This window comes from Rhodococcus sp. 1168, assembly GCF_002091955.1.
GTDB lineage: Bacteria > Actinomycetota > Actinomycetes > Mycobacteriales > Mycobacteriaceae > Rhodococcoides.
Genome location: NZ_MKKY01000036.1, coordinates 54,886 through 81,324, shown reverse-complemented (window position 1 = coordinate 81,324; position 26,439 = coordinate 54,886). Strand labels below are relative to the sequence as shown.

Below are 26,439 nucleotides of genomic sequence, written 5' to 3'. Positions count from 1 at the left end.
AAAACCAGGCAGGCCGTTCCCCGGTCGTTTTGGAGTTGCGGCCCTGGCTGAGGTAGCCTGGTCGACGGTTCTGATCACGGTGACTTTCGAGTGACCGCGAGATGATCCGCCCAAATCAAGTTCTACCCAAGACCGTTGGTCACCGCCTTTCTCGAGGGCTTGTTCTGATTTCAGAACGTCCTGAGAGGTATGCGGTTGAAGGTCCGAGCATGTTCGGACGACCCACGCAGGAGAACGAGGTCAGGGACCTGCTGCACGGCCTTCGAGCCGTGTGTATGTCTACGCCCCGTGTGCTTCTTGCGCCGGGGCGTTCGTCGTTTTCCGGCCCTCTCGCGATCGACAAAACCTCAACGAGAGGAGGCGAAGTATGGCAAAGCCCGAAAAGATCTCAGCAGTATCGGAGATCACCGAACAGTTCAAGGGATCGACGGCTGCTGTCGTCACGGAATACCGCGGATTGTCGGTTTCCGGTCTGACGCAGCTCCGACGTGCACTTGGCGATGGTGCCACGTACTCCGTCGCCAAGAACACCCTGGTCAAGCGTGCAGCTGCCGAGGCCGGTATCACCGGGCTCGACCAATTGTTCGTCGGACCGACCGCCATTGCATTCATCAAGGGCGAGCCGGTCGACGCTGCGAAGGCCATCAAGGCTTTCGCTAAGGACAACAAGGCCTTGGTTGTCAAGGGCGGCTACATGGACGGCGCAACGCTGTCCGTGGACGAGATCAACAAGATCGCCGACCTCGAGTCGCGCGAGATCCTGTTGGCAAAGCTCGCAGGTGCCATGAAGGGCAACTTGTCGAAGGCTGCAGGCCTGTTCAACGCTCCCGCATCGCAGTTCGCCCGCTTGGCGTTCGCATTGCAGGAGAAGAAGGCAGCAGGAGAACCCGCAGCTGCCGAGGCTCCTGCAGAAGCAGAAGCCCCGGCGGAAGCTCCCGCCGAAAGCTGATCCGCGCACCAGCGAACAGCTCAACCCGAAACACTTTCGTCGCGGATCAGCGACTGGAGTACTTATCAGGAAGGACCCGCCACCATGGCGAAGCTCAGCACCGAAGAATTGCTCGGCCAGTTCAAGGAGCTCACCCTCCTCGAGCTCAGTGAGTTCGTAAAGGCATTCGAGGAGACCTTCGAGGTCACCGCAGCCGCTCCCGTCGCAGTCGCCGCTGCAGGCGGAGCAGGCGCTCCGGCCGAGGCTGCAGAAGAGCAGGACGAGTTCGACGTCGTGCTCGAGTCTGCTGGCGACAAGAAGATCCAGGTCATCAAGGTCGTCCGTGAGGTCGTTTCCGGCCTGGGTCTGAAGGAAGCCAAGGATCTCGTCGAGAGCGCTCCGAAGGCCATCCTGGAGAAGGTCGCCAAGGATGCTGCCGAGGCAGCCAAGGAGAAGCTCGAAGCAGCAGGCGCGAAGATCTCCATCAAGTAATTCTTGATGGGCCGTCTTCACGGTCTGTTCTGTTACACACGAAAGGGTCATTCCCGTTAGGGAATGGCCCTTTTTGTGTTCTCTGAAGTGAATTCCTTCGGAACGTACCTTCTGCTTTACACGCCGAATGGTGACCGGATGGTCGATGGACACGTCGAAAAAAGTGTTCGACGACAAATCGACACTCGATCGCAGCGCGGTCACTCGGAGCTGAGCGAAAATTCGGCGAGTTGCCCGCATGCCGACTTGTGATGGGTCACACTGACTACAGAATTCAGGTCCGGGTTCGAGGATGTTGTTACTCGGCAGTAGGCTCCATTGTCGGTGCGGACACTTACATGCGATAGAGTGACGCAACCCACATACGGGTCGATATCAACGAGTGGTGGAGGTCAGCGTGGGAGTCGAGGTTTCGGTCGAGGGATTGACCAAGTCTTTCGGTGTACAGAAGATTTGGCAGGACGTCTCTTTGACGTTACCGTCGGGCGAAGTCAGTGCGCTGCTGGGGCCGTCGGGCACGGGTAAGTCGGTGTTCCTGAAGTCGTTGATCGGTTTGCTCCGTCCTGAGCACGGCAAGATCTTCATCGACGGCACAGATATTTTGCAGTGCTCCTCACGGGAGCTCTACGAGATCCGCAAATTGTTCGGGGTGTTGTTTCAGGACGGCGCGCTGTTCGGCTCGATGAATCTTTACGACAATGTCGCGTTCCCGCTTCGCGAGCACACGAAGAAGTCCGAGTCGGACGTCCGCAAGATCGTGATGGAGAAGCTGGAGCTGACGGGTCTGATCGGCGCGGAGGACAAGCTTCCCGGTGAGATTTCCGGCGGTATGCGCAAGCGCGCCGGCTTGGCTCGTGCCCTGGTACTCGACCCGGAGATCATCCTTGTCGACGAGCCGGACTCCGGTTTGGACCCAGTGCGTACGACCTACATCTCGCAGACCTTGATCGATATCAATGCCGAGATCGATGCGACCATTCTGATTGTCTCGCACAACATCAACCTGGCGCGGACGGTCCCGGACAACATTGGAATGCTATTCCGTCGTCAGCTGGTGATGTTCGGTCCCCGCGAGGTGCTCTTGACCTCCGACGAGCCAGTGGTGAAGCAGTTCTTGAACGGCACGATGATCGGACCGATCGGAATGTCGGAGGAGAAGGACGAAGCGCAGATGGCGCAGGAGCAGGCGATGGTCGACGCCGGCCACCATGCTGGTGGCGTCGAAGACGTCGAAGGCATCGTTCCGCAGATGAAGGCAACCCCAGGCACACCGGTGCGCAAGGCAGTGGGGCGTCGTCAGGAACGAGTACGCCAGATCATGCATACGCTCCCGCACAGTGCGCAGGTTGCCATTCAGGAAAGCCTCGACACCACCGACCCGGGTGACCACATTCCGGCATACAGTGGCGCGGGCTCGTACGAAGATGGCACTTACGCCGAAGCAGGTCAGGGCCAGGCCAACGACAACCAGGCTTACGGCAACCAGGCTTACGACAACCAGGCTTACGACAACGCTGCCTATGACAACGCTGCCTATGACAACTCCGGTTACGCCAACCCGGGTCAGGACACTGCCGGATACGACAACGCAGGTCACGAGGCCGGTCACAGCGATCCGGGTCACAGCCCATCGCAGGGGCGGGGACAGTAAGGGTTATGGGCAGTGCCAAGAAATCCGTTTTCGCTCCCGCGGAAGCCGCAATTGCGCAAGCCGGAAACATTGTCGAACTGCTCGTAGATGTCGCACGGAACACGTTCAGAAGGCCTTTTCAATTCCGCGAGTTCATCGAGCAGGCCTGGTTCATCGCCAGCGTCACGATTTTGCCGACGGCTCTGGTTGCTATTCCCTTCGGCGCTGTCGTCTCACTTCAGACCGGTTCGTTGATCAAGCAGCTCGGTGCAGAGTCCTTCACCGGCGCCGCGAGTGTTCTCGCCGTCATTCAGCAGGGAAGTCCGATCGTCACGGCGCTGCTCATTGCCGGCGCTGCCGGTTCTGCAGTGACCGCTGACCTCGGTTCGCGGACAATCCGCGAAGAGATCGACGCAATGCGCGTGTTGGGGATCGATCCGGTGCACCGACTGGTGGTCCCACGAGTCCTCGCGATGATCCTCATCGCGTTGCTGCTCAACGGCCTCGTATCGGTCGTCGGCATCACCGGTGGTTACTTCTTCAATGTCGTTCTCCAAGGTGGCACTCCGGGTGCCTATCTCTCGTCGTTCTCCGCGCTCGCCCAGCTTCCGGATCTCTACGTTGCCGAATTGAAGGCGGCCATCTTCGGCCTCATCGCCGGAATCATCGCGTCCTACAAGGGCCTCAACCCGAATCCGGGTCCGAAGGGCGTGGGTGAAGCAGTGAATCAGACGGTGGTCATCACCTTCCTGTTGTTGTTCTTCGCCAACCTCATTCTCACCCTGGTTTACCTCCAGGTTGTTCCGGCGAAGGGAAGCTGACCCGCAATGACCATCTCGAAAGGTCGGGGCGACCGTACCCTCATGCGCGTGAAACGCGTTGCGAGTGCACCGCTGAACGTGCTCGACAAAGCCGGCGAGCAAATGTCGTTCTACGTCCGTGCCATCGGCTGGGTGCCTCGGACTCTGATTCATTACAAGAAGGAAGTTCTGCGTCTTCTTGCAGAGGTCACCTTCGGTAGCGGTGCGCTCGCCGTCATCGGCGGCACCATCGGTGTCATCGTGATGCTGTCCGGCGCAACAGGCGTCGTAGTCGGACTACAGGGTTATGCCGCACTGGAGCAGCTCGGCAGTTCCGTCCTCACCGGGTTCTTGTCCGCATACGTCAATACCCGTGAAATCGCTCCTATCGTCGCCGGTCTCGCTCTGTCCGCGACGGTCGGAGCCGGCTTCACTGCGCAACTCGGGGCGATGCGCATCTCGGAGGAGATCGACGCGCTGGAGGTCATGGCAGTCCCCAGCGTTCCGTTCTTGGTCACAACCCGCATGATTGCAGGTTTCGTCGCCGTCATTCCCTTGTACATCGTGGGTCTGCTCGCGTCGTATATCGCTTCACGGGGGATCAGCACGATCTTCAACGGTCAGTCCCGCGGATCGTACGACCACTACTTCAACCTCTTCCTGCCGCCGGAAGACGTTCTGTATTCGTTCCTGAAGGTATTGATCTTCGCCTTCGTGTTGATCATGATCCATTGCTACTACGGATTTCATGCTTCGGGCGGCCCGGCGGGCGTGGGTGTCGCCGTGGGACGCGCCGTTCGAACTGCCATCGTGACGATTGCTGTTCTGGACTTCTTCCTCAGTCTCGCTATCTGGGGTACCACCACCACAGTGAGGGTTGCCGGATGATCGACTCGCCATCGCGATTGAGGCGACTTCTGCTCGGTCTTGCATTTTTCTTGATCCTCATCCTGTTCGTCGGGTGGTCGATCACCTCGTACAACAAGACCTTCAAGAAGGTCGTGAGCATCGATCTCGTGACCGATTCGGTCGGCAACGCCTTGCCGTCCAACGCAGACGTCAAGGTCCGTGGCCTCATCGTCGGTGAGGTGCGCTCGGCGTCTACCCAAGACGGAGTCGTCACCGCACATCTGGCAATCGATCCGGACAAGGCGGAGCTGATCCCGTCGAACACCACGGCACGGCTGCTTCCGAAGACGTTGTTCGGTGAGCGGTACGTATCGCTGATAGTCCCGCCAGGTGATACGGCGTCGCCGATTACCAACGGCACTGTGTTGAAGCAGGACACCAGCGGCAATGCGATCGAGGTCGGGCAATTGCTCGACAATCTGCTGCCGTTGCTCGAAGCGATTCCGCCGCAGGACCTGGCGAGTACGCTCGGTGCACTCGCGCAGGGGCTCAGCGGGCGCGGAGAACAGCTCGGCTTCACGATCGACCGGTTGGAAAATATCTTCAAGGGCTTGAACACCGAACTCCCGAACATTCAGCAGGGTCTGCGTGGTCTCGCCGACTTTTCCGAGACCTATTCCGATGCAGCTCCGCAGCTGATCGATGCTCTCGACAATCTCAGCGTCACCGGAAATACGTTGGTAGAACAGCGTCCTGCGGTGGACACGTTGATTTCCTCCTTGACCTCGACCAGTTCGAGTACGGCCGATTTCTTACAGGCCAACTCGTCGAATTTGATCGCAATCGCCGCCGATTCGCGAGAGGCTTTGGGATTGCTGGCGGAGTATTCGCCGTCGTTCGGATGCACATTCGCTCAGTTCGCCCCCATCGTGGCGCGTGCTCAGGAGGTGATCGGCGTCGGTGACGAGTATCGGGGTATCAACGTCTCGGCCTCCTTCGTCAATCCCAAGGGGCGTTATCTGCCAAATCAGGATGAGCCGCGCCTGTTCGACGATCGCGGCCCGCGCTGCTACACCCCCGCCGATACTGCTGCGGGAGAGTTTTTTCCCCAGTACCCGGGCGGTTCGGCGAACGACGGCTCCTACCAAGTTCCGTCGAGAAACCCAGGCGTGCAGGATATTCCGGAGCTACCGTCCCCGCAGTATTCGGCAGTGCCCAGGGCGACGACCGGTGATGCCGCACCGGCAAGCTACGAGGGTTCCGATTTCGAGCGCGACACCCTGGCAGTGATCTACGGCCAGGCAGGGGGAGTGGCCCCAGGCGAGATTCCCTCGTGGACGACGTCTTTGGGAGCGCCTGCACTGAGAGGAGCGGAGGTGACCATCAAATGAGGGGACTTCTTGCTCCACTCGTCAAGTTGATCGTGTTCGCAGTGGTAACGATCTTGGCCACCGCGACGCTTGCATTCTCGATCGCCAACATCAGTGGTGGCGGTGGTGAGACCTACAGTGCTGTTTTCAGCGATGTGGCGTCGCTGAACAAGGGCGACGAGGTCCGCATCGCGGGCGTCCGGGTCGGTGATGTCAAAGACATCAAGATCGTCAACGAGCGCGAGGCCGAAGTCGAGTTCTCGGTGTCGGGTCGAGACTGGCTGCCGGCGACCGTAACTGCGAATCTGCGGTACCGGAACCTGGTAGGCCAGCGCTACATCGCGCTCGAGCAGGGTGCCGGTGAGCAAGGCCGCAAAATCAACCCGGGCGAGACGATTCCGCTGACGCAGACGAAACCCGCGGTGAATCTGACGACGCTGTTCGACGGCTTCCGTCCGTTGTTCACCACACTCAACGCCGACGACGTGAACAAGCTGTCGTACCAGATCATCCAGGTGTTCCAGGGTGAGTCGGGAACGATCTCGGAGTTGGTACGCAGCACCGCGAGCCTCACGAACACCGTCGCAGACAAGGACCGGGTGATCGGCGCCGTGATCACCAATCTCAATACGGTGCTGCAAACTGTCAATCAGCATGACAAGGAACTCGATTCGTTGATCGTCAATACCCAGCAGCTGGTGTCGGGGCTTTCCGCCGACCGTGAGGTTGTCGGTTCGGCCGTTACCTCGCTTGCAGGCCTGACCGATGCGACGGCTGGTTTGCTCGAACCGACACGTCCGGCGATTCAGGGCTCGATCGCTGCACTGAACACGTTGGCAACGACTTTGAACAACCGAGAAGGTGACCTGACGAAGGTAATCCAGACGTTGCCGAAGAAGCTCGACAAATTGGTTCGTACCGCACAGCAGGGATCGTGGTTCACCTTCTATCTGTGCGGTCTCGACATCAAGGCCGGGCCGGGTTCGTCACCCAATCTGAATTTGCCGACAGGACTTCCGACTGTGAATCAGCCGCTGTACACGAACTCGGCTTCGCGTTGCAAAGCTGGGGGGATCCAAGGATGACAAAGCGCAGCCCGCTGGTACTAGGCGCGCTCGGCATTTCGATCGTGCTGCTTGCGACAATTTCGGTCTTCTTTCTCGACAAGCTTCCCATTCTCGGAGCCGGCTCGACATTCAGCGCCGAGTTCTCGGAAGCTGCAGGTCTGAAGCCCGGCAACGAAGTTCGCATCGCCGGGGTCAAAGTCGGCAAGGTCGACTCCGTGGAACTCGCGGGTGACCGCGTGGTCGTGGACTTCCGAGTCCAGGATGCATGGGTCGGCAACAACTCGTCCGCATCCATCCAGATCAAGACCGTGCTGGGTCAGAAGTACCTTGCCATCGATCCCCGCGGCGACGCGGTGCTCAAACCCAAGGATCCGATCCCGTTGGAGCGCACCACGTCCCCGTACGACGTCATCGACGCGTTCTCCGACGCGGCCTCCACCATCACCGACATCGACACCCCACAGTTGGCATCGAGCTTCGAGGCGCTCTCGCAAGCGTTCTCCGAAACTCCGGCCGATGTTCGGGCGTCGCTGGACGGGGTGAGTCGGCTGTCGGAGACGATCGCCAGCCGTGATACGGAGCTGAAAAAGCTTTTCGAAGCGACGGGCAAGACGTCGAAGGTTCTCGCAGACCGAAACGAAGAGTTCAACCGCCTCATCACCGATGCCGGTCCATTACTGGCCGAACTCAACAATCGGCAGCAGTCGATCTCGCAGCTTCTGACTGGCGTCCAACGCCTTTCGGCGCAGCTCACAGGACTGGTTCGTGACAACGAAGAGCAGATCAACCCGATGCTCCAGCAGTTGAACGGAGTCATCGACATTCTCAACGAGAACAACGACGCCCTCTCCCGCGGACTGGAGCTCTACGCACCCTTCGTGCGGCTCTATGCCAACGTTGTCGGTAACGGACGCTGGCTCGACATCACGTTGGCCAACCTCACGCCTCCTGGCCTGCCGCTGATCCCTGGCTATCGTCAGCCTGCGCAAGACCTTGGGGGCAACTGATGAGTGACACCGGAGATTCCGTGAAGAAGGTCGGCGGAGGACGTGTGGTGATCATCGGCGTCGTCATCGTTGCGTTGGTCGTCGCAGTCGGGGGTGGCTGGTGGCTGCTCACCCGAGCCGGTTCGACGAACATCACCGCATACTTCGACAAGTCGGTCGGAATTTACTCCGGTTCCGATGTGCGAGTGCTGGGGGTAGAGGTAGGGCAAGTGACTTCCGTGGTGCCACAGGGGGACCAGGTCGAGGTGAAGATGCGCGTCAAGCGCGGTGTCGACATTCCCGCCGATGCCAAGGCCGCTCAGATCACGCCGTCGTTGGTGTCCGACCGATACGTTCAGCTTGCCCCCGCATACACCGGCGGCGACACGATGGCCGATGGCGCAGTGATTCCGCGTGAGCGCACGGCGACCCCGGTCGAGGTCGATCAGCTCTACGCGAGCATCGACGAACTCTCCACTGCCCTCGGGCCGGACGGGGCGAACAAGAACGGTGCCCTCACCGATCTGGTCAACACCGGCGCAGCCAACCTCGACGGCAACGGAGAGGCATTGGGGGACACGATCACTCAGCTGTCAGAGGCTTCGCGAACTCTCAGCGACTCACGAGGGGACTTGTTCGACACGGTGAAGAACCTGCAGACCTTCGTGTCGGCGCTCGCTGCCAACGATCAGCAGGTTCGCGAGTTCAACAATCAGCTCGCAGATCTGACGGGCTTTCTCAATGGAGAGCGCGACGACCTCGGCGCTGCGTTGAATCAACTTTCCATCTCGCTCGGTGACGTGGCTGTGTTCGTCGCAGACAACCGCGAACAGCTCGTCACAGCAGCCAACGGCTTGGTGCAGCCGACGCAGACGCTCTCCGATCGTAAGGATTCGCTGGTCGAAACGCTGACCCTGCTGCCTCTGGCCATCAGCAATCTCGTCAACTCGTACGACGCGGAGTCCGGAACTCTTGCATCCCGTGCCAACTTGCAGGGCGAGACCCAAGATCCGCTGGGAACAGTGTGCAAGCTGATCGACCTCGGCAAGCTCGTGCCGGGCGACCCGCGATTCGAACAACTGGGTGCCCAGATTCAGCCGATCATCGACCGTTGTGGTGAGTTCACCAAGCTGATCCAGGGACCAGTTCTCGACAATCCGGATCTCATCCTGCCGTTCGGATTGCTCAGCGGCGAAAAGGAACAGAGAAATGCGGTTCCGGGAACCGTGCCGGGGACCGTCTCACCGCGGTTCAGCAGTGGCACCCCATTACCCGGGATCGAGCAGTCGCTTGGAGGGGGACAATGAGCATGTCGAAAATAGGTAGGCGCCCTCTCGTCGCCATTGTCGGGGCTACCGTCGTCGCGTTGTCGGCCACCGCGTGCTCGCAGGGCGTCTATTCGATTCCACTACCAGGTGGCGCGGACACCGGCAGTGACCCGATGCATCTGACCATTCAATTCGAGGACGTTCTCGATCTGGTTCCACAGTCGACAGTCAAGGTCGACGGCGTCCAGGTCGGTCGCGTCGACTCGATCACAGTCGCGGACGGGGAGTGGACGGCCAACGTAGGTGTCGTCGTCAACAACTCGGTGGATCTGCCTGCCAATGCTTTTGCTGCGGTGGAACAGACGTCGATCCTCGGTGAGAAGTTCATCCAGCTCACGGTGCCCGAGGGTGATGCGGATCCGCAGAAGCTATCCGACGGTGACACGATTCCCCTGGATCGGACTCGCGCGACAATCAATATCGAGCAGGTACTGGGTGCATTGTCGTTGTTACTGAACGGCGGTGGCGTCGGTCAGCTCGCGCCGATCGTGAAGGAGCTCAACGCGGCTTTCGCCGGTCGCGAGGGGACGACCCGCAGTTTGCTCGAACAGGCGAACACGCTGATCGGCGGGTTGGACGAGCAGCGCAACGACATCACGAGGGCTTTGGACGGACTCGATGTTCTGACGACCGAGGTCAGCGGTCAGACTGAGAAGATCGACAGGGTGTTGCAGGACCTCCCGATCGCGACCGAGACGTTGGAGCAGCAGCGTCCGCAGCTCACTCAGATGTTGTCTCAGTTGGATCGTCTCGGCGCTGTCGGTACCGATGTCATCGAGCAGTCGAAGGACGATCTCATCGCCGATCTGCGCGCGTTGCGGCCGACGCTACAAGCACTTGCGGCCTCGGCAGACGACATCGTCTCCTCGTTGCCGTTGGTTCCGACCCTTCCATTCCCCGACGGCATCGAGGAGGTCACTCAGGGAAACTCCGCCAATCTGTTCCTCTCACTAGACTTGACGATCGGAACTGCGCTACGCAACTTCGGTGTCGGAGAGGGCGATCCGGTGTACATCCCGCCGAAGTACGGTGACACATTGCCGTTGGTCGACCCGACGAACCCGTACTACAACGGCAACGGCCCACGCCCAGGCTGGCCGACCGTCTCGTTGCTGCCGTTGCCGCCGATCACTCCTGCCCCCGCACCCGCGCCCGGTGTGCCCGTGGCACCAGGAACGGAGCCGGTATCTGCAGTTGCGAACGGTGGGGCGGAACCGACCCCGTTCGGTCCGCTCAATGATTTGATCGAGCAATTCGGAGGTGGACAGTGAGGTCGAGGCTGGTCAAATTTCAGCTCATCGGGTTCGTCCTCGTCGCCGTGCTCGGCGTTCTTTACGTCGGTGGAAAGTACGTTCGTCTCGACAATCTGCTCGGTTTCGGGCAGTACAGCGTCAATGCTCAGTTCGCGGACTCCGGGGGCATCTTCAAGAATGCCGAAGTGACCTACCGAGGTGTGCCCGTGGGAACTGTCGGCGCTTTGTCGTTGACCTCGGACGGCATCAACGTGGAGTTGCTGTTGAACGATGGCGGTCCGAGTATTCCGTCTTCGGCAAAAGCAGTGGTGGCCAACAGATCTGCAATCGGAGAGCAGTATGTCGATCTGCAGCCGACCAGCGACGAGGGACCGTATCTGGAAGACGGTTCGATCATCACCGAGGCGAACACCGCGACTCCTGTTCCGGTGGAGGAGGTGCTCGCGAGCACCGATCGGCTGGTGAGTTCGGTTCCGACGAAGAATCTGACCACCGTAGTGAAGGAACTCGGCACCGCTTTCAACGGCAAGGGCGACGACCTGCAGCTACTGATCGATTCGCTCGGAACACTGACGGAGACCGGTAACGAAGCGTTACCCCAGACGCTCGCGCTCGTTCGCGACACCCGAACAGTTCTGGACACGCAGTCCGAACAGTCCTCGTCGATTCGGCAATTCAGCAACGATCTGAACAACGTCACCGCCCAGCTGCGAAGCAACGACCCCGATATCAGGCGCCTCATCAATACCGGGACAGCGGCAAGCGATCAGGTGGGTGCCTTGATCGCCGACGGCGGACCAGCGTTGACGACCGATCTGACGAACATCAACTCGGTGACCTCGCTTGCCGCACCGCGTGCGATGGCACTGAGGCCCTTACTGATCTTCCTGCCTGCCTTGGCCGCGGGAGCCGGCACCCTCACACCGGGTGACGGGACGATTCACCAGGGTTTGTTGCTGGAAACGAACAATCCACCGCCGTGCACCATCGGTTACGAGGCTTCGCAGGCAATTCTTGACGAGGAGAAGGCGAAGAACCCGAACTTCGATCCGACCCAGGAAAACTATCCGCTGAACTTGCAAGCGAATTGTGCGACACCACAGGGCAGTATCACCGGCGTGCGTAGCTCGAACCGCATCGTTTTCGCAGACCCGGCGACACCCCAACCCTGGGATCTGAAGCCGAAGGTCGATCCGGACAAGCTCAACTTGAATCCGATTGCCACTCAGCTGGCTCCCGTCGTTGGAGCGTCGCCGAAGTAAGCGTCGGTAGCGTGGGCGGTGGCTGCGTTCTTACCGACGGAATGATAGAAGACAAGTAACTAAGTTACTGAGTAGTAGGGTTGTGAGTGTGATGTCAAACACCGACACCCAGGAGGCGACACCGTCGTCTCCTGGGGCGAAGAACAAAGCCAGGCCGGTCTTGATCGGCGTATCCATCGTTGCCGTCGCGGCACTCGTCGCTGCGGTGTGGTTCGGCATTGGCTGGGGGAAAGCGCTCTTCGTCGACAAGCCCATCGCCGACACGCGTGATTCCGCGTTGACCGGTGCGCAGCAGGTGGCTATCAATCTCAACACCGTCGATGCTGCCAATATCGACCAGTCGTTCGAGGACATGAAGTCCTCTATCACCGGTGACTCGATGTTGAACGACCTGACTTCCACTCAGTCCAGCATTTCCGACGAAGTGCGCGATTCGGGTGCCAAGGGTTCAGCCGAACTGCTGCACGGGACCCTCACCGAACTCAGTGCCGACGAGGGGACTGCAACGGCGCTCGTGGTCATCGCCACGACCACGACCTGGCCGGATCGCCCCGCAGTCAAAAGCAAGCTGACCTTGCGTCTGTTCATGGAAGAAGTGGACGGTACGTGGAAGGCCAACAAGGTCGACCCCGTAGGGACCGGAATCGCCCTTGACAACGGTGTTGTCGACCCGGACGCGGTGCCGACGGGTCCGAATGCACAGCCGGTCGATCCGAATGCAGTGCCGACGGATCAGAACGCAGCACCGTCCACAGTCGAAGGTCCCCCAGCAGAACCCGACGCAACCGGTGGACCGTAAGTCCATCCGGATGTTTCGTCGAACCACATCTGCGTAGGTCGAAGAACGTATCTCACAAGGAGTTGTCCGCAGTGCCTCCTCAGCGCCGGAAAATAGTTCCACCCAACACCACCAGCAAGGCCCGCAAGAAGGTCGCCGGATCGAACCGACCTCCGAGCGAAGGCCCTGAACAGGTGCAGGATTCTGCAATCCGAGAAGCACCCTCGGTGGCGACTGCATCCGGTGTCAGTCCCTCCGGCGGTACAGCAGCGGCCGACACGACGTCCTCTGCGACGCCGAAGGTGTCCACTGCGAAGGCGGAGAAAACGGACACGACACAGCCCGTCGAGGCTCCGAAAGCCGGCGCTGTCACCGCTTCGAATCGAACGAATTGGAAACCGGTGATCGTGGTCGGCGTAGTCGCCGTCGCACTTGCCGCGTTTGCCGTGGTTGCGGCATTTCGACCCGGGGCGACGATCGACAACCAGGCTTGGGTAGATCAGGGCGCAACATCGGAGGCCACTCGTGCTGCGACGGACGCCGTCGTAACTTTGTACTCGTACAAGGACACGACCATCGACGAGGATTTCGACAATGCTCGGTCGTACCTCAATCCGCAGATGCTGTCCGATTTCGACAAGGCGGCCGAGACAACGAAGTCGGCAGTTCTGCAGACCCAGACGGCTACAGAGGCCAGCTTGACCGACATCGGCGTCACCATCCTCGAGGACGGCAAAGCCGAACTTTTAGCGAACCTGAATGTCAGTGCGACACAGGCCGGGGTCGCGCAAGGCAATGCCGAAGGACCGATCACCATCAATCTCGAGAAGGTCGACGGGAAGTGGCTGTTGTCGGCGCTGTCGGACAAGTAGTGCCGTTCTCTTTTCGCATTCCACGATTGGTTGGATGGTGTTGTTTTCATCGGTCCGATGCGTGCATGTGAGTGGGTTCACCGCGAGGGTAGACGCAATCGGCGGTTAACATCGCGATTGCGTCCTGCAGTGGGGCGAGCTCTGGTTGCTCGAGGTCGCCGCAGGGGTGCGCGGGCGGCCAGGGGCGGGTTTCGCGAGATCACGGAGCAGTCATGACCGACACGACAATTGCACGAGTTTCAACGCAGTCCTCCGGAAGGGTCGGATTTTCGGAGCGGGTGAACCCCGAGCTGATGCGGCTGTTGAGCGCTGTCGACCTGGACACCGAGTACGTCCGGGGCGAGGGCACCGTCTTGTTCGACGCCGAAGGTCGAAGCTATCTCGATTTCGCGGGCGCCTATGGAGCCTTGCCTTTCGGGCACAATCCTCGCGCTGTGTGGCAGGCGATGGACGCCGTACGCAACAGTGGTGAGGCCGTCTTCGTGCAGCCGGCGGTGCTCTCTGCAGCCGGGGATCTTGCGTCGAGTTTGGTTGCTGCCGCGCCTGCCGGATTGGGGCGTGTCACGTTTGTCAACAGTGGCGCCGAGGCGGTGGAGGTCGCCATCAAGATCGCACGTTCGGCGACGGGGCGGCTGGGAGTTCTCAGCACACACAACAGTTTTCACGGAAAGACGCTGGGCGCGCTGTCGGCCACCGGAAATGCGAAGTATCAGGCGGGTTTCGGGGCTCCGGCCCCCGGGTTTGCCACCATTGCGTTCGGTGACAGTGACGCGCTGGAGGTGGCGCTCACCGACAATCCGGATCAGTACGCGGTATTCGTGGTCGAACCCATTCAGGGAGAGGGTGGAGTGATCACGCCACCGGAGGGATATCTGCGTCGAGTTCGTGAAATCTGCTCTGCGCATGGAGTTCTCATGGCCCTCGACGAAGTGCAGACCGGCCTGGGGCGAACAGGAAGGCTGTTCGCATGTGAACACGAATCAGTAGTGCCGGACATCCTGACGCTTGCCAAGGCCCTGGGCGGCGGTGTTCTCCCCAGTGGCGCAGTGCTGTGCAAGCCGGAGCTGGTTGGCGAAAGCTTTTCTCTCCGACATACTTCGACGTTCGCCGGAAATGCATTGACCGCTCGCGTCGGAGTGGCAGTAGTGGATGAATTGATCGCCGATAGCCAGGCACTGGTCCGGAGAGTCCGCGACTGTGGTGAGGTGTTGAAGGGTGAGCTCGAGAGGATCGCACGGAAGTATCCGTCGGTCGTCACCGACGTCCGTGGACGCGGACTTCTCCTCGGCGTCGAGCTGACGGAAGACATCAACTTCGTGGGTGTGCAGTCACTCCTCGGTTCCATCGCGCATCAGCAGAATCTTGCGGTGATGATCTCCTCCTACCTGTCACGGGTCGAAGGAATACGTCTCGCGCCGACACTGTTCGGGGCGCGGGTGCTTCGCGTCGAGCCACCGCTGACCGTGTCCGACTCCGAATGCCGTCAATTCGTGGCAGCGTTGGATCGTGCCCTCGCCTTCGTGGCAGAGGGTGATCTGGGAGGCCTGATCGGCCACCTCGTCGGACGGCCGGCCAAAGCGGAGCCGACGGTATATCCGACCGGGGCCCGGCGGATCCCGCACCTACCGGCGCAGGAGAACGACCACCGATTCGGCTTCATCGCGCACCCCTTGAACTTGGAGGTGTTCGGTGCGTTCGATCCGACTCTCGTCGAATTCACACATGCCGAACGAGCGGAACTGTTGAATCGATTCGCCTCGGCAACTTCGGAATTGAATCCGTCTCCGTTCGTTATCGGCAGTGGTCGGGTTGTTCCGACATCTGGGGTTGCCGCACACGGGTACCTGATCGGATTGCCGTACACCTCGGCGGCACTGCTCAAGCTGCCTGCCGAAGTAGCGGTGGCGTCGGTGTCGGCGGCAGTGCAGTTGGCATTCGACGCGGGTGCAGAAGTTGTGGGTTTGGGCGGGTATTCCTCGGTGGTCACCGCCAACGGCCTGGCGCTCGGTGAGATGTCGGGCGTCGTGACGACAGGTAACTCGTTCACTGCAGCAGCCAGTATCCGCGCGGTGCGCCGTGTATGTGCTGAGCGTGGGCTCGACCTTGCAGATCTGCGGGTGACCATCCTCGGTGCCGCGGGTGCAATCGGTCGGACGATCGCGCGTGCATTGGCGCCCGACGTCGGCACCGTCACTTTGGTGGGCCGTCCCGGTGAACGAGGGCAGATTGCCCCGAAACTATGGGATGCGGCAATCGAAATCGCAGCTGCCGCGCGTGGGGGGAGAGGTGCGCTGGCAATTGCTGCAGAGCGGGCAGGGGGCTCGGTCGACGACCTGATCGGATCGGGGCATCTGGAATTCTTCGACGATCCGACGGCGGGCGTTGCGCGCGCACATATCGTGATCGCGGCGACGTCGGCCCCACATGCGCTGATCGAAGCGGTCGACCTGGCTCCGAATGCGATTGTATGTGACGTCGCTCAGCCGCCGAACATTCCTTACGACGTCGGCCTCGTCCGCCCGGACGTGACCGTGTTCGACGGTGGCATCGTGCGTCTGCCCGAGGGGTCGGACTTCGGTCTTACTTTCGGCCTCGCACCTGGCCTGACTTACGCATGCTTCGCCGAGACGATGTTGTTGTCGTTGTCTCGGCAATTCGAACTTCGTAGCCTCGGTACCGCTCTGGACGGTGCGAATGTCGAACGGCTCGGAGAGCTGGCCGACCGCTACGGTTTCGAGCTGGCAGAGGCGACCCGCTGGCGCGAGACGAAGTAGGAACGAGCAGGTAGCGGTAGTGACGGGTGGGCATGGTCGAGTGCCATTGCCCGCCCGGCACGTCGCGGCCCAATCGCATGAATGGCGCACCCAAGTCATCTGATCGTATGAATGGACCTTCGAAGCGATGGTGGGGTTCGAGCCGCCGAACCGGACTGTAAAGCGCATGGAAAGCGCATGGAAAGCGCATGGAATACGCGTGGAACGCAGACTCGCCGACCGGCCCTCTTGACGCGCGGGCGCGCAGGGTCCAGTCTTGTCGTCGTAAGCACCCCCGCGGTGAACGACCGGAGTGTTCGGTCGAACGCACGGTCTGCGACTCGCCGTTCTCAGGGCCTCGCAGGATCGAATCCCGGGTGCTACTTTTGATGCCCCTGTTGCGCTGTGTGCACGTATGGGGTACCTTTGGACGTTGCGCTGGGTGCCTCCTGTCCACCTCTCGATTGCTGTGCTGCGAAGTGATGACTTCGTCGGTGTTGTGATGGGGATTCGTTCGGGTTGTGACCAGCGAATTCGCCCCACATTAAGCAAGCAGATACAGCGGCGGTCGCACTGCACGAGCGACCCGCGTGAGGTGCTGGAAGGACGCATCTTGGCAGTCTCTAGCCAGACCAAGGCAGTTGTCGGAACACCGGGAGCCCCGAGGAGGGTTTCGTTCGCGAATATTCGCGAGCCGTTGGAGGTACCCGGTCTCCTAGATGTACAGACGGACTCTTTCGAATGGCTGGTAGGTGCGCAGAGTTGGCGCGACCGTGCCGCCGCGCGCGGAGACAGTGGTGTCTCCGGCGGTCTCGAGGACATCCTGACCGAACTGTCCCCGATCGAGGACTTCTCGGGCTCTATGTCCCTCTCCTTCTCTGATCCACGGTTCGACGAGGTCAAGGCCTCGATGGACGAGTGCAAAGACAAGGACATGACGTACGCGGCGCCATTGTTCGTGACGGCCGAGTTCATCAACAACAACACCGGTGAGATCAAAAGCCAGACGGTCTTCATGGGTGATTTCCCCATGATGACCGGCAAGGGCACGTTCATCATCAACGGCACCGAGCGTGTCGTCGTCTCCCAGCTCGTCCGCTCTCCAGGCGTCTACTTCGACCATTCGGTCGACAAGACGACGGAGAAGGACCTGCACAGCGTCAAGGTCATTCCTGGTCGCGGTGCCTGGTTGGAGTTCGACGTCGACAAGCGCGACACCGTCGGTGTTCGTATCGACCGTAAGCGTCGCCAGCCCGTCACGGTGCTGCTGAAGGCTCTCGGCTGGTCCACCGAGCAGATCACGGAGCGCTTCGGCTTCTCCGAGATCCTCATGGCCACGCTGGAGAAAGACAACACAGCTGGTACCGACGAGGCGCTTCTCGACATCTACCGCAAGTTGCGTCCGGGCGAGCCGCCCACGAAGGAGAGCGCGCAGACGCTCCTGGAGAACTTGTTCTTCAAGGACAAGCGCTACGACCTCGCTCGCGTGGGTCGCTACAAGATCAACAAAAAGCTCGGCCTCAATGCAGGTCAGCCGATCGTCGCTTCGACTCTCACCGAAGAAGACATCGTCGCCACCATCGAGTACCTCGTGCGTTTGCACGCAGGTGACACCTCGATGACGGCACCCGATGGCGTCGAGGTTCCCGTCGAGGTCGACGACATCGACCACTTCGGTAACCGTCGTCTCCGTACCGTCGGTGAGCTGATTCAGAACCAGATCCGCGTGGGGCTTTCCCGCATGGAGCGCGTCGTTCGCGAACGTATGACGACTCAGGATGTCGAGGCCATCACGCCGCAGACCCTGATCAACATTCGTCCCGTCGTCGCTGCGATCAAGGAGTTCTTCGGAACCTCCCAGCTGTCGCAGTTCATGGACCAGAACAACCCGCTGTCGGGTCTGACGCACAAGCGTCGCCTGTCGGCTCTCGGACCGGGTGGTCTTTCCCGTGAGCGCGCCGGCCTCGAGGTTCGTGACGTTCACCCGTCGCACTACGGCCGTATGTGCCCCATCGAGACCCCTGAAGGCCCGAACATCGGTCTGATCGGCTCGCTGTCGGTATACGCACGGGTCAACCCGTTCGGCTTCATCGAGACCCCGTACCGCAAGGTCGTCGACGGCCAGGTCACCGACGATGTCGACTACCTGACGGCCGACGAAGAGGATCGCCACACGCTCGCCCAGGCCAACGCGCCTCTGGACGACAGCGACCATTTCGTCGAGGACAAGATTCTTGTTCGCCGTAAGGGTGGCGAGGTCGAGTTCGTGTCGTCCTCGGACATCGATTACATGGACGTTTCACCGCGTCAGATGGTCTCGGTCGCAACCGCGATGATTCCGTTCCTCGAGCACGACGATGCCAACCGTGCCCTGATGGGTGCGAACATGCAGCGTCAGGCCGTTCCGCTGGTACGCAGCGAATCGCCGATCGTCGGTACCGGCATGGAACTGCGTGCCGCAGTCGATGCAGGTGACGTCGTGATCAGCGAGATGACCGGTGTCGTGGAAGAGGTCTCCGCCGACTACGTCACGGTCATGGCCGACGACGGTAGCCGCAAGACCTACCGGATGCGCAAGTTTGCGCGTTCGAACCAGGGCACGTGTGCCAACCAGCGTCCGATCGTGGACGAGGGTCAGCGCGTCGAGTCCGGTCAGGTCCTCGCCGACGGCCCATGCACCGAAGACGGTGAAATGGCGCTCGGCAAGAACCTGCTCGTGGCGATCATGCCGTGGGAAGGCCACAACTACGAGGACGCGATCATTCTTTCGCAGCGCCTCGTGGAAGAGGATGTTCTCACCTCGATTCACATCGAGGAGCACGAGATCGATGCTCGCGACACCAAGCTCGGTGCCGAGGAGATCACTCGTGACATTCCGAACGTGTCCGACGAGGTCCTCGCTGACCTCGACGAGCGCGGCATCATTCGTATCGGTGCCGAGGTTCGTGACGGCGACGTGCTGGTCGGAAAGGTCACGCCGAAGGGCGAGACCGAGCTGACCCCGGAAGAGCGTCTCCTGCGTGCCATCTTCGGTGAGAAGGCTCGCGAGGTTCGCGATACTTCCCTCAAGGTTCCGCACGGCGAGAACGGAAAGGTCATCGGCATTCGCGTGTTCTCACGCGACGACGATGACGATCTGCCTCCCGGCGTCAACGAGTTGGTCCGCGTCTACGTCGCCCAGAAGCGCAAGATTCAGGACGGCGACAAGCTCGCAGGCCGCCACGGTAACAAGGGCGTCATCGGCAAGATCCTCCCGCAGGAGGACATGCCGTTCCTGTCCGACGGCACCCCGATCGACATCATTCTCAACACCCACGGCGTTCCGCGTCGTATGAACATCGGTCAGATCTTGGAGACCCACCTCGGGTGGATCGGCAAGACCGGCTGGAATGTTCAAGTGGCGACGGACGGCACCCGGCCCGATTGGGCCGAGCGTCTTCCGGAGGAGATGCTCTCGGCACCTGCGGACAGCAATATCGCTACCCCGGTGTTCGACGGCGCCAAGGAGAATCAGCTGACCGGCCTGCTGGCCAGCACGATTCCCAACCGCGACGGCGAGCAGATGGTCGGTTCCGACGGAAAGGCCACCTTGTTCGACGGTCGTTCCGGCGAGCCGTTCCCGTACCCGGTGTCCGTGGGCTACATGTACATCATCAAGCTGCACCACTTGGTCGACGACAAGATCCACGCTCGTTCGACCGGGCCGTACTCGATGATCACGCAGCAGCCCCTCGGCGGTAAAGCGCAGTTCGGTGGACAGCGCTTCGGTGAGATGGAGTGCTGGGCCATGCAGGCTTACGGCGCTGCGTACACGCTGCAGGAGCTTCTCACCATCAAGTCGGACGACGTTGTCGGCCGCGTGAAGGTGTACGAAGCGATCGTCAAGGGCGAGAACATTCCCGAGCCCGGTATCCCCGAGTCCTTCAAGGTGCTCCTCAAGGAGCTCCAGTCACTGTGCCTCAACGTGGAGGTGCTGTCCTCGGACGGCGCTGCCATCACGATGGCCGACGGTGACGACGAGGACCTCGAGCGTGCCGCGGCCAACCTGGGAATCAACCTCTCCCGCAACGAAGCTGCAACGGTCGACGACCTCGCTCAGTAGTTCTACGGTCCTCGGGCCTGCGGTTGTCGCAGGCCCGAGGGCGCTCTTTCTCATATGACTGTTCTCAATGGCAGTTTGGTACAACACCCATAACGGGGAAAGGAAGTTACGTGCTCGACGTCAACTTCTTCGATGAACTTCGCATTGGCCTCGCCACTGCGGACGACATCCGTCAGTGGTCCTACGGTGAGGTCAAAAAGCCGGAGACTATCAACTACCGCACGCTCAAGCCCGAGAAGGACGGCCTCTTCTGCGAGAAGATTTTCGGCCCCACTCGGGACTGGGAGTGCTACTGCGGTAAGTACAAGCGTGTCCGGTTCAAGGGCATCATCTGTGAGCGTTGTGGCGTCGAGGTCACTCGCGCCAAGGTACGTCGTGAGCGCATGGGTCACATCGAACTGGCCGCTCCCGTCACGCACATCTGGTACTTCAAGGGTGTCCCGTCACGTCTGGGCTACCTGCTCGACCTGGCTCCGAAGGATCTCGAGAAGATCATCTACTTCGCTGCCTACGTCATCACGACGGTCGACGACGAGCTCCGTCACAACGAGCTGTCGACTCTCGAGGCCGAGATGGAGGTCGAGAAGAAGTCTGTCGCCGATCAGCGTGACGCCGACCTCGAAGCTCGTGCGCAGAAGCTCGAGGCCGACATCGCCGAGCTCGAAGCCGAGGGTGCCAAGTCGGACGTACGTCGCAAGGTGAAGGACGGCGGCGAGCGCGAAATGCGTCAGCTGCGCGACCGTTCGCAGCGCGAGCTGGATCGTCTGGAAGAGATCTGGACTACGTTCACGAAGCTGACCCCGAAGCAGCTCATCGTCGACGAGCTCATCTACCGCGAGCTCATCGATCGGTACGGCGAGTACTTCACCGGTGCCATGGGTGCCGAGTCGATCCAGAAGCTCATGCAGACCTTCGACATCGACGCCGAGGCAGAGTCGCTGCGCGAAACCATTCGTAGCGGCAAGGGCCAGAAGAAGCTTCGCGCGCTCAAGCGTCTGAAGGTCGTCGCGGCCTTCCAGAACAACCGCAACTCGCCGATGGGCATGGTTCTCGACGCTGTTCCGGTCATCCCACCGGAGCTTCGCCCGATGGTTCAGCTCGACGGTGGACGTTTCGCGACGTCCGACCTCAACGACCTGTACCGCCGTGTCATCAACCGCAACAACCGCCTCAAGCGTCTGATCGATCTCGGTGCTCCCGAGATCATCGTCAACAACGAGAAGCGGATGCTGCAGGAGTCGGTCGACGCACTGTTCGACAACGGCCGTCGTGGACGTCCGGTCACCGGACCGGGTAACCGTCCGCTCAAGTCGCTGTCCGACTTGCTCAAGGGCAAGCAGGGTCGCTTCCGTCAGAACCTCCTCGGCAAGCGCGTCGACTACTCGGGTCGTTCCGTGATCGTCGTCGGTCCTCAGCTCAAGCTGCACCAGTGTGGTCTGCCGAAGCTGATGGCACTCGAGCTGTTCAAGCCGTTCGTGATGAAGCGTCTGGTGGATCTGAACCACGCGCAGAACATCAAGTCGGCCAAGCGCATGGTCGAGCGTCAGCGCCCGCAGGTGTGGGATGTTCTCGAAGAGGTCATTGCCGAGCACCCGGTGCTGCTGAACCGTGCACCTACCCTGCACCGGTTGGGCATCCAGGCGTTCGAGCCGCAGCTCGTCGAGGGCAAGGCAATCCAGCTGCACCCGCTCGTGTGTGAGGCGTTCAACGCCGACTTCGACGGTGACCAGATGGCTGTCCACCTGCCGCTGTCCGCAGAGGCTCAGGCCGAGGCACGCATCTTGATGCTGTCCTCGAACAACATCCTCTCGCCTGCGTCGGGTCGTCCGCTCGCTATGCCGCGTCTGGACATGGTCACGGGTCTGTTCCACCTGACTCGTCTCGACGACGGTGCCATCGGTGAACGTGCCGACGCCAAGACGGACCATGCCGAGTTCGGTGCGTACTCCAGCCCGGCCGAGGCCCAGATGGCCGTCGACCGCGGTTCGCTCACCGTGCAGTCTTTGATCAAGGTTCGGTTGACGCTGCAGCGTCCGCCGCGCGACATCGAGACCGAGCGTTTCCCCGACGGTTGGCGTCGTGGCGAGGCTTGGATCGCGGAGACGACTTTGGGACGCGTTCTCTTCAACGAGCTGCTTCCGGCGGACTACCCGTTCGTCAACGAGCAGATGCCGAAGAAGCGTCAGGCGACGATCATCAACGATCTCGCCGAGCGTTACCCGATGATCGTTGTTGCGCAGACAGTCGACAAGCTCAAGGACACAGGCTTCTACTGGGCGACGCGTTCGGGTGTGACGATTTCCATCTCCGATGTCCTTGTGCCGCCGGAGAAGCCGGCGATCATGGAGACCTTCGAGGCGCAGGCCGATCAGATCGAGAAGAAGTACCAGCGTGGCGCACTCGACAAGATCGAGCGCAACTCTGCATTGGTCAAGATCTGGCAGGACGCGACCGAGCAGGTCGGTAAGGCCATGGAGGCGCACTTCCCCGACGACAACCCCATCCCGATGATCGTGAAGTCCGGCGCAGCCGGAAACATGACTCAGGTGCGGTCGCTCGCCGGCATGAAGGGCCTGGTGACCAACCCGAAGGGTGAGTTCATCCCGCGTCCGATCAAGTCTTCCTTCAAGGAAGGTCTGACGGTCCTCGAGTACTTCATCAACACGCACGGTGCTCGTAAGGGTCTGGCGGATACGGCACTTCGTACCGCCGACTCGGGTTACCTGACTCGTCGTCTCGTCGACGTCTCGCAGGATGTCATCGTTCGGGAAACCGACTGTGGCACCGAGCGCGGCATCAACACGACCATCGCCGAGAAGCTCGCCGATGGCACGATGATCCGCGACGCTCACGTCGAAACCAGTACGTATGCCCGCACGTTGGCGAGCGATGCTGTCGACGCGAACGGCACGGTCATCGTCGCTCGTGGACATGACCTCGGCGATCCGGCCATCGACGCACTGCTCGAAGCGGGCATCACGTCGGTCAAGGTTCGCTCGGTCCTGACCTGCACCACCGGTACCGGCGTCTGCGCCACGTGCTACGGCCGTTCGATGGCCACCGGCAAGTTGGTCGACATCGGTGAGGCCGTCGGTATCGTCGCCGCACAGTCGATCGGTGAGCCCGGTACTCAGCTGACCATGCGTACCTTCCACCAGGGTGGTGTCGCCGGAGATGACATCACCGGTGGTCTGCCTCGCGTGCAGGAACTGTTCGAGGCACGTGTGCCGAAGGGCAAGGCTCCGATCGCGGACGTGTCGGGTCGTATCCAGCTCGAGGACGGCGATCGTTTCTACAAGATCACCATCGTCCCGGACGACGGCGGAGAAGAGGTTGTCTACGACAAGCTCTCCAAGCGTCAGCGTCTGCGTGCCTTCAAGCACGACGACGGCACCGAGCGACTTCTGTCGGACGGTGACCACGTCGAGGTCGGCCAGCAGCTCATGGAAGGTGCTGCCGATCCGCACGAGGTTCTGCGCGTGATGGGTCCTCGTCAGGTTCAGATCCACCTGGTGAACGAGGTCCAGGAGGTGTACCGGTCGCAGGGTGTGTCGATTCACGACAAGCACATCGAGACGATCGTGCGCCAGATGCTCCGTCGTGTCACGATCATCGACTCCGGCTCCACCGAATTCCTGCCCGGTTCACTTACCGAGCGCAGCGAATTCGAGGCGTCGAACCGTCGCGTCGTGTCCGAAGGTGGCGAGCCCGCAGCCGGACGTCCGGTCCTGATGGGTATCACCAAGGCCTCGCTGGCAACCGATTCGTGGCTGTCTGCAGCGTCCTTCCAGGAGACCACTCGTGTGCTCACCGATGCGGCTATCAACTGCCGTAGCGACAAGCTCATAGGTCTGAAGGAGAACGTCATCATCGGAAAGCTCATCCCGGCTGGTACCGGCATCAACCGTTACCGGAACATCCAGGTGCAGCCGACCGAAGAGGCGCGTGCCGCGGCATACGCGGTGCCGTCGTACGACGATCAGTACTACAGCCCGGATGGCTTCGGAGCCAACACCGGCGCAGCAGTGCCGCTCGACGATTACGGCTTCTCCAACGAGTACCGCTAGCCAGTAGCGCAAAAAGCCCCGCACCCAGTTTCCTGGGTGCGGGGCTTTTTCGTGCGAAAAACGAGTTTCGGTTCGCGACTCGGAATGACGGCGCCGGGACTCGAGCTACCGACCGTCGGCAATGACCTTAGCGATGTTGCGTTCGGCGAGTGCGGTGATGGTGAGCGAGGGGTTGGCTGCGCCGGTACTACCGGGGATCAGGGCACCATCGACGACGTAGAGGCCATCGTGCCCCTTGACGCGTCCGTACGAGTCGGTGACGTCGCCGAGTACTGCACCACCGAGTGGGTGGGCGGTGAAAGTGTCGTCGACGTCGCGGGTGAACGGCTCCGCGGAGACCACGGTGCCACCGGCCTGAGCCATCTTGTTCTGTACTGCGCGTAGTGCCTCGACGGTGTCACGGCTTCCGCCTTTCGGCCAGTCGAGCGTCATCGAGTCGGTGGCGGCGTTGTAATGGAAATCGGCCCGCAGCGGGTCGATCGTCATGCCGAGCGAGCCGATGAATCCTAGATCCATGGGTACGCCTGGGACATACCAGTTCTCGACGGTGAGGGGGAGTCCGGAGTCGTCGATGATTCGGGACGCGCACGGTGCGCCCTGCGGTACGCCCGTAGCAGGCCCGAGCGATCGCGTCATCGAAGCGTCGCCGTTGGTGCCCCAGCCGCGACCGACGAACTCGTTCAGATTGCCCAATGTGCCGGTGGCCTGCGCACGCACGAGAAGTTCTGTGGTGCCGATCGATCCGGCTCCGAGGACGAGTTTGTCGCAGGTGAGCGTACGGGTTTCGAGAACGTTGCCTTCGGGGTCGAGGCGCCGCACCTCGACGCGGTAGCGGCCACCGGATTCACTGCCGATCGAGGCGACCTCGTGGCTGTGGCACACGGTTGCTCGTCCGGTGTTCTCGGCCTGCGGAATGTAGTTCTGTGTCAGGTCGTGCTTGGCGCCGTTCGAGTTTCCGAAAGTGCTTGCTCCGACAGTGGCGGACGGGCGGGACCGTCCGGTCATCTCCTCGCGCAGGACATTCCAGTTCCAGTTGCCGTCGACTCGTTCGGGTTGATAGCCGGCGCGTCGTGCGTGATCGTCCCAGGTGCGTGAGTGCGCGAAATTTTCGCTGTTGTAGATGTCGTCGGGCATCTGCGACGGCTTCAGCATCGATCGGGCCTTGGGGTACCAGGTTCCGGCCATGTCGTCGTAGCTGAGCCTGCCGCCGAAGGAGAGGTCGAAGAATCGGCGTTCCGGTGCGATCGTGACGCCGGTGTAGACGATGGATCCTCCGCCGACAGCGGCGCCGCGCCAGACGGAAAGGTTCTCGTAGCGGGTGGTGTCGAGTACGCCGCCGAACATGTCGACGGGCCCGACTGGTAGTCCGGTGATGTTGGTGAACGAATCTTGGCGCCAGAGGCCGCGGCCGTCGGCGGTCATGTCGGCGGTGAAGATCTCGCGCCATGGGTCTCGTGGCCAGCGCAGGCCGCGTTCGAGGACGGTGACCTGGCTACCTGCCTGCGCGAGGCGGAGCGCGGCCGCGCTTGCGCCGAAGCCGGAACCGATGACGATGACCGCGGAATGCTCGGGCGGTCGGGGCGGCTCGGCGAAGATTTCTGGGACGAGTGACCGGATGGAGCCGACACCGATCGGGATCGCGTGCGCTCGTGTGCCGGAAAGCAGTGGAGGTGCCGTCAGTCCAACCAGCCCTGTTGCCGCCAGTTGGAGAAGTTGCCTGCGTTTCACGTGTGTTTTGTCCCCTGAATTCAGTCGCGGCTCGTCGGCCATTGTTCCCTATTGGGCGGCAGAAAAGCGACTGGTCTCTCGGATTACGTGAGATTTCCCAGGAGCGGAGCTTGCGGAGTGACCGGGTTTGTCAGGAGCGGAGCTTGCGGAGTGACCGGGTTTGTCAGGAGCGGA

Annotated in this window: 17 protein-coding genes; 16 read left to right on the top strand and 1 reads right to left on the bottom strand. The window is 61.2% G+C overall.

Going from position 1 to position 26,439, the window contains the following annotated elements:
- Window positions 1-367 precede the first annotated feature (367 nt).
- From rplJ to BJI47_RS05310, 16 genes are all read left to right on the top strand, one after another.
- A complete protein-coding gene (gene rplJ, locus BJI47_RS05385) occupies window positions 368-949 on the top strand; it encodes a 50S ribosomal protein L10 (protein ID WP_088942769.1) in 582 nt (193 codons plus the stop codon).
- An 84-nt stretch (window positions 950-1,033) separates the two neighbouring features.
- Complete coding sequence (gene rplL / locus BJI47_RS05380) at window positions 1,034-1,420, top strand: 50S ribosomal protein L7/L12 (RefSeq protein ID WP_088942768.1); 387 nt, start codon at window positions 1,034-1,036, stop codon at window positions 1,418-1,420.
- A gap of 397 nt (window positions 1,421-1,817) precedes the next feature.
- On the top strand, window positions 1,818-3,071 hold the full coding sequence (locus tag BJI47_RS05375; protein ID WP_176224683.1) for an ABC transporter ATP-binding protein: 1,254 nt from the start codon (window positions 1,818-1,820) through the stop codon (window positions 3,069-3,071).
- 5 nt (window positions 3,072-3,076) lie between these two features.
- Window positions 3,077-3,871: an ABC transporter permease gene (locus tag BJI47_RS05370; protein WP_088942766.1), complete on the top strand. Its 795-nt coding sequence runs from the start codon at window positions 3,077-3,079 to the stop codon at window positions 3,869-3,871.
- 6 nt (window positions 3,872-3,877) lie between these two features.
- A complete protein-coding gene (locus tag BJI47_RS05365) occupies window positions 3,878-4,738 on the top strand; it encodes an ABC transporter permease (RefSeq protein ID WP_088942765.1) in 861 nt (286 codons plus the stop codon).
- Window positions 4,735-6,090, top strand: coding sequence for an MCE family protein (locus BJI47_RS05360; protein WP_088942764.1), 1,356 nt, complete (start codon window positions 4,735-4,737; stop codon window positions 6,088-6,090). The genes BJI47_RS05365 and BJI47_RS05360 overlap by 4 nt, the downstream gene beginning before the upstream one ends.
- Window positions 6,087-7,154, top strand: a complete 1,068-nt coding sequence (locus BJI47_RS05355) for an MCE family protein (protein ID WP_088942763.1) — start codon at window positions 6,087-6,089, stop codon at window positions 7,152-7,154. Before BJI47_RS05360 ends, BJI47_RS05355 begins: the two co-directional genes overlap by 4 nt.
- Window positions 7,151-8,143, top strand: a complete 993-nt coding sequence (locus BJI47_RS05350; protein WP_088942762.1) for an MCE family protein — start codon at window positions 7,151-7,153, stop codon at window positions 8,141-8,143. Before BJI47_RS05355 ends, BJI47_RS05350 begins: the two co-directional genes overlap by 4 nt.
- Window positions 8,143-9,429 carry an MCE family protein gene (locus tag BJI47_RS05345; protein ID WP_088942761.1) on the top strand — a complete coding sequence of 429 codons (1,287 nt, stop codon included), beginning with the start codon at window positions 8,143-8,145 and terminating at the stop codon, window positions 9,427-9,429. The genes BJI47_RS05350 and BJI47_RS05345 overlap by 1 nt, the downstream gene beginning before the upstream one ends.
- 2 nt (window positions 9,430-9,431) lie before the next feature.
- Window positions 9,432-10,721, top strand: coding sequence for an MCE family protein (locus BJI47_RS05340; protein ID WP_176224694.1), 1,290 nt, complete (start codon window positions 9,432-9,434; stop codon window positions 10,719-10,721).
- On the top strand, window positions 10,718-11,965 hold the full coding sequence (locus BJI47_RS05335; protein ID WP_088942759.1) for an MCE family protein: 1,248 nt from the start codon (window positions 10,718-10,720) through the stop codon (window positions 11,963-11,965). Before BJI47_RS05340 ends, BJI47_RS05335 begins: the two co-directional genes overlap by 4 nt.
- 91 nt (window positions 11,966-12,056) lie before the next feature.
- A complete protein-coding gene (locus BJI47_RS05330; protein WP_254900416.1) occupies window positions 12,057-12,764 on the top strand; it encodes a hypothetical protein in 708 nt (235 codons plus the stop codon).
- A 71-nt stretch (window positions 12,765-12,835) separates the two neighbouring features.
- Window positions 12,836-13,615, top strand: coding sequence for a hypothetical protein (locus BJI47_RS05325; protein ID WP_088942757.1), 780 nt, complete (start codon window positions 12,836-12,838; stop codon window positions 13,613-13,615).
- Between the two features lie 212 nt (window positions 13,616-13,827).
- Entirely contained in the window at window positions 13,828-16,389 is a 2,562-nt protein-coding gene (locus BJI47_RS05320) for an aminotransferase class III-fold pyridoxal phosphate-dependent enzyme (RefSeq protein WP_088942756.1), read from the top strand.
- Window positions 16,390-16,963: 574 nt separating this feature from the next.
- Complete coding sequence (rpoB, locus tag BJI47_RS05315) at window positions 16,964-20,470, top strand: DNA-directed RNA polymerase subunit beta (RefSeq protein ID WP_088942755.1); 3,507 nt, start codon at window positions 16,964-16,966, stop codon at window positions 20,468-20,470.
- 110 nt (window positions 20,471-20,580) lie between these two features.
- The gene (locus tag BJI47_RS05310) at window positions 20,581-24,537 is read left to right on the top strand and encodes a DNA-directed RNA polymerase subunit beta' (RefSeq protein WP_088942754.1); all 3,957 of its coding nucleotides are present in this window, start codon (window positions 20,581-20,583) and stop codon (window positions 24,535-24,537) included.
- A 105-nt stretch (window positions 24,538-24,642) separates the two neighbouring features.
- On the opposite strand, the gene BJI47_RS05305 is transcribed toward BJI47_RS05310, so the two are convergent.
- On the bottom strand, window positions 24,643-26,265 hold the full coding sequence (locus BJI47_RS05305) for a GMC oxidoreductase (protein ID WP_088942909.1): 1,623 nt from the start codon (window positions 26,263-26,265) through the stop codon (window positions 24,643-24,645).
- Window positions 26,266-26,439: the final 174 nt, after the last annotated feature.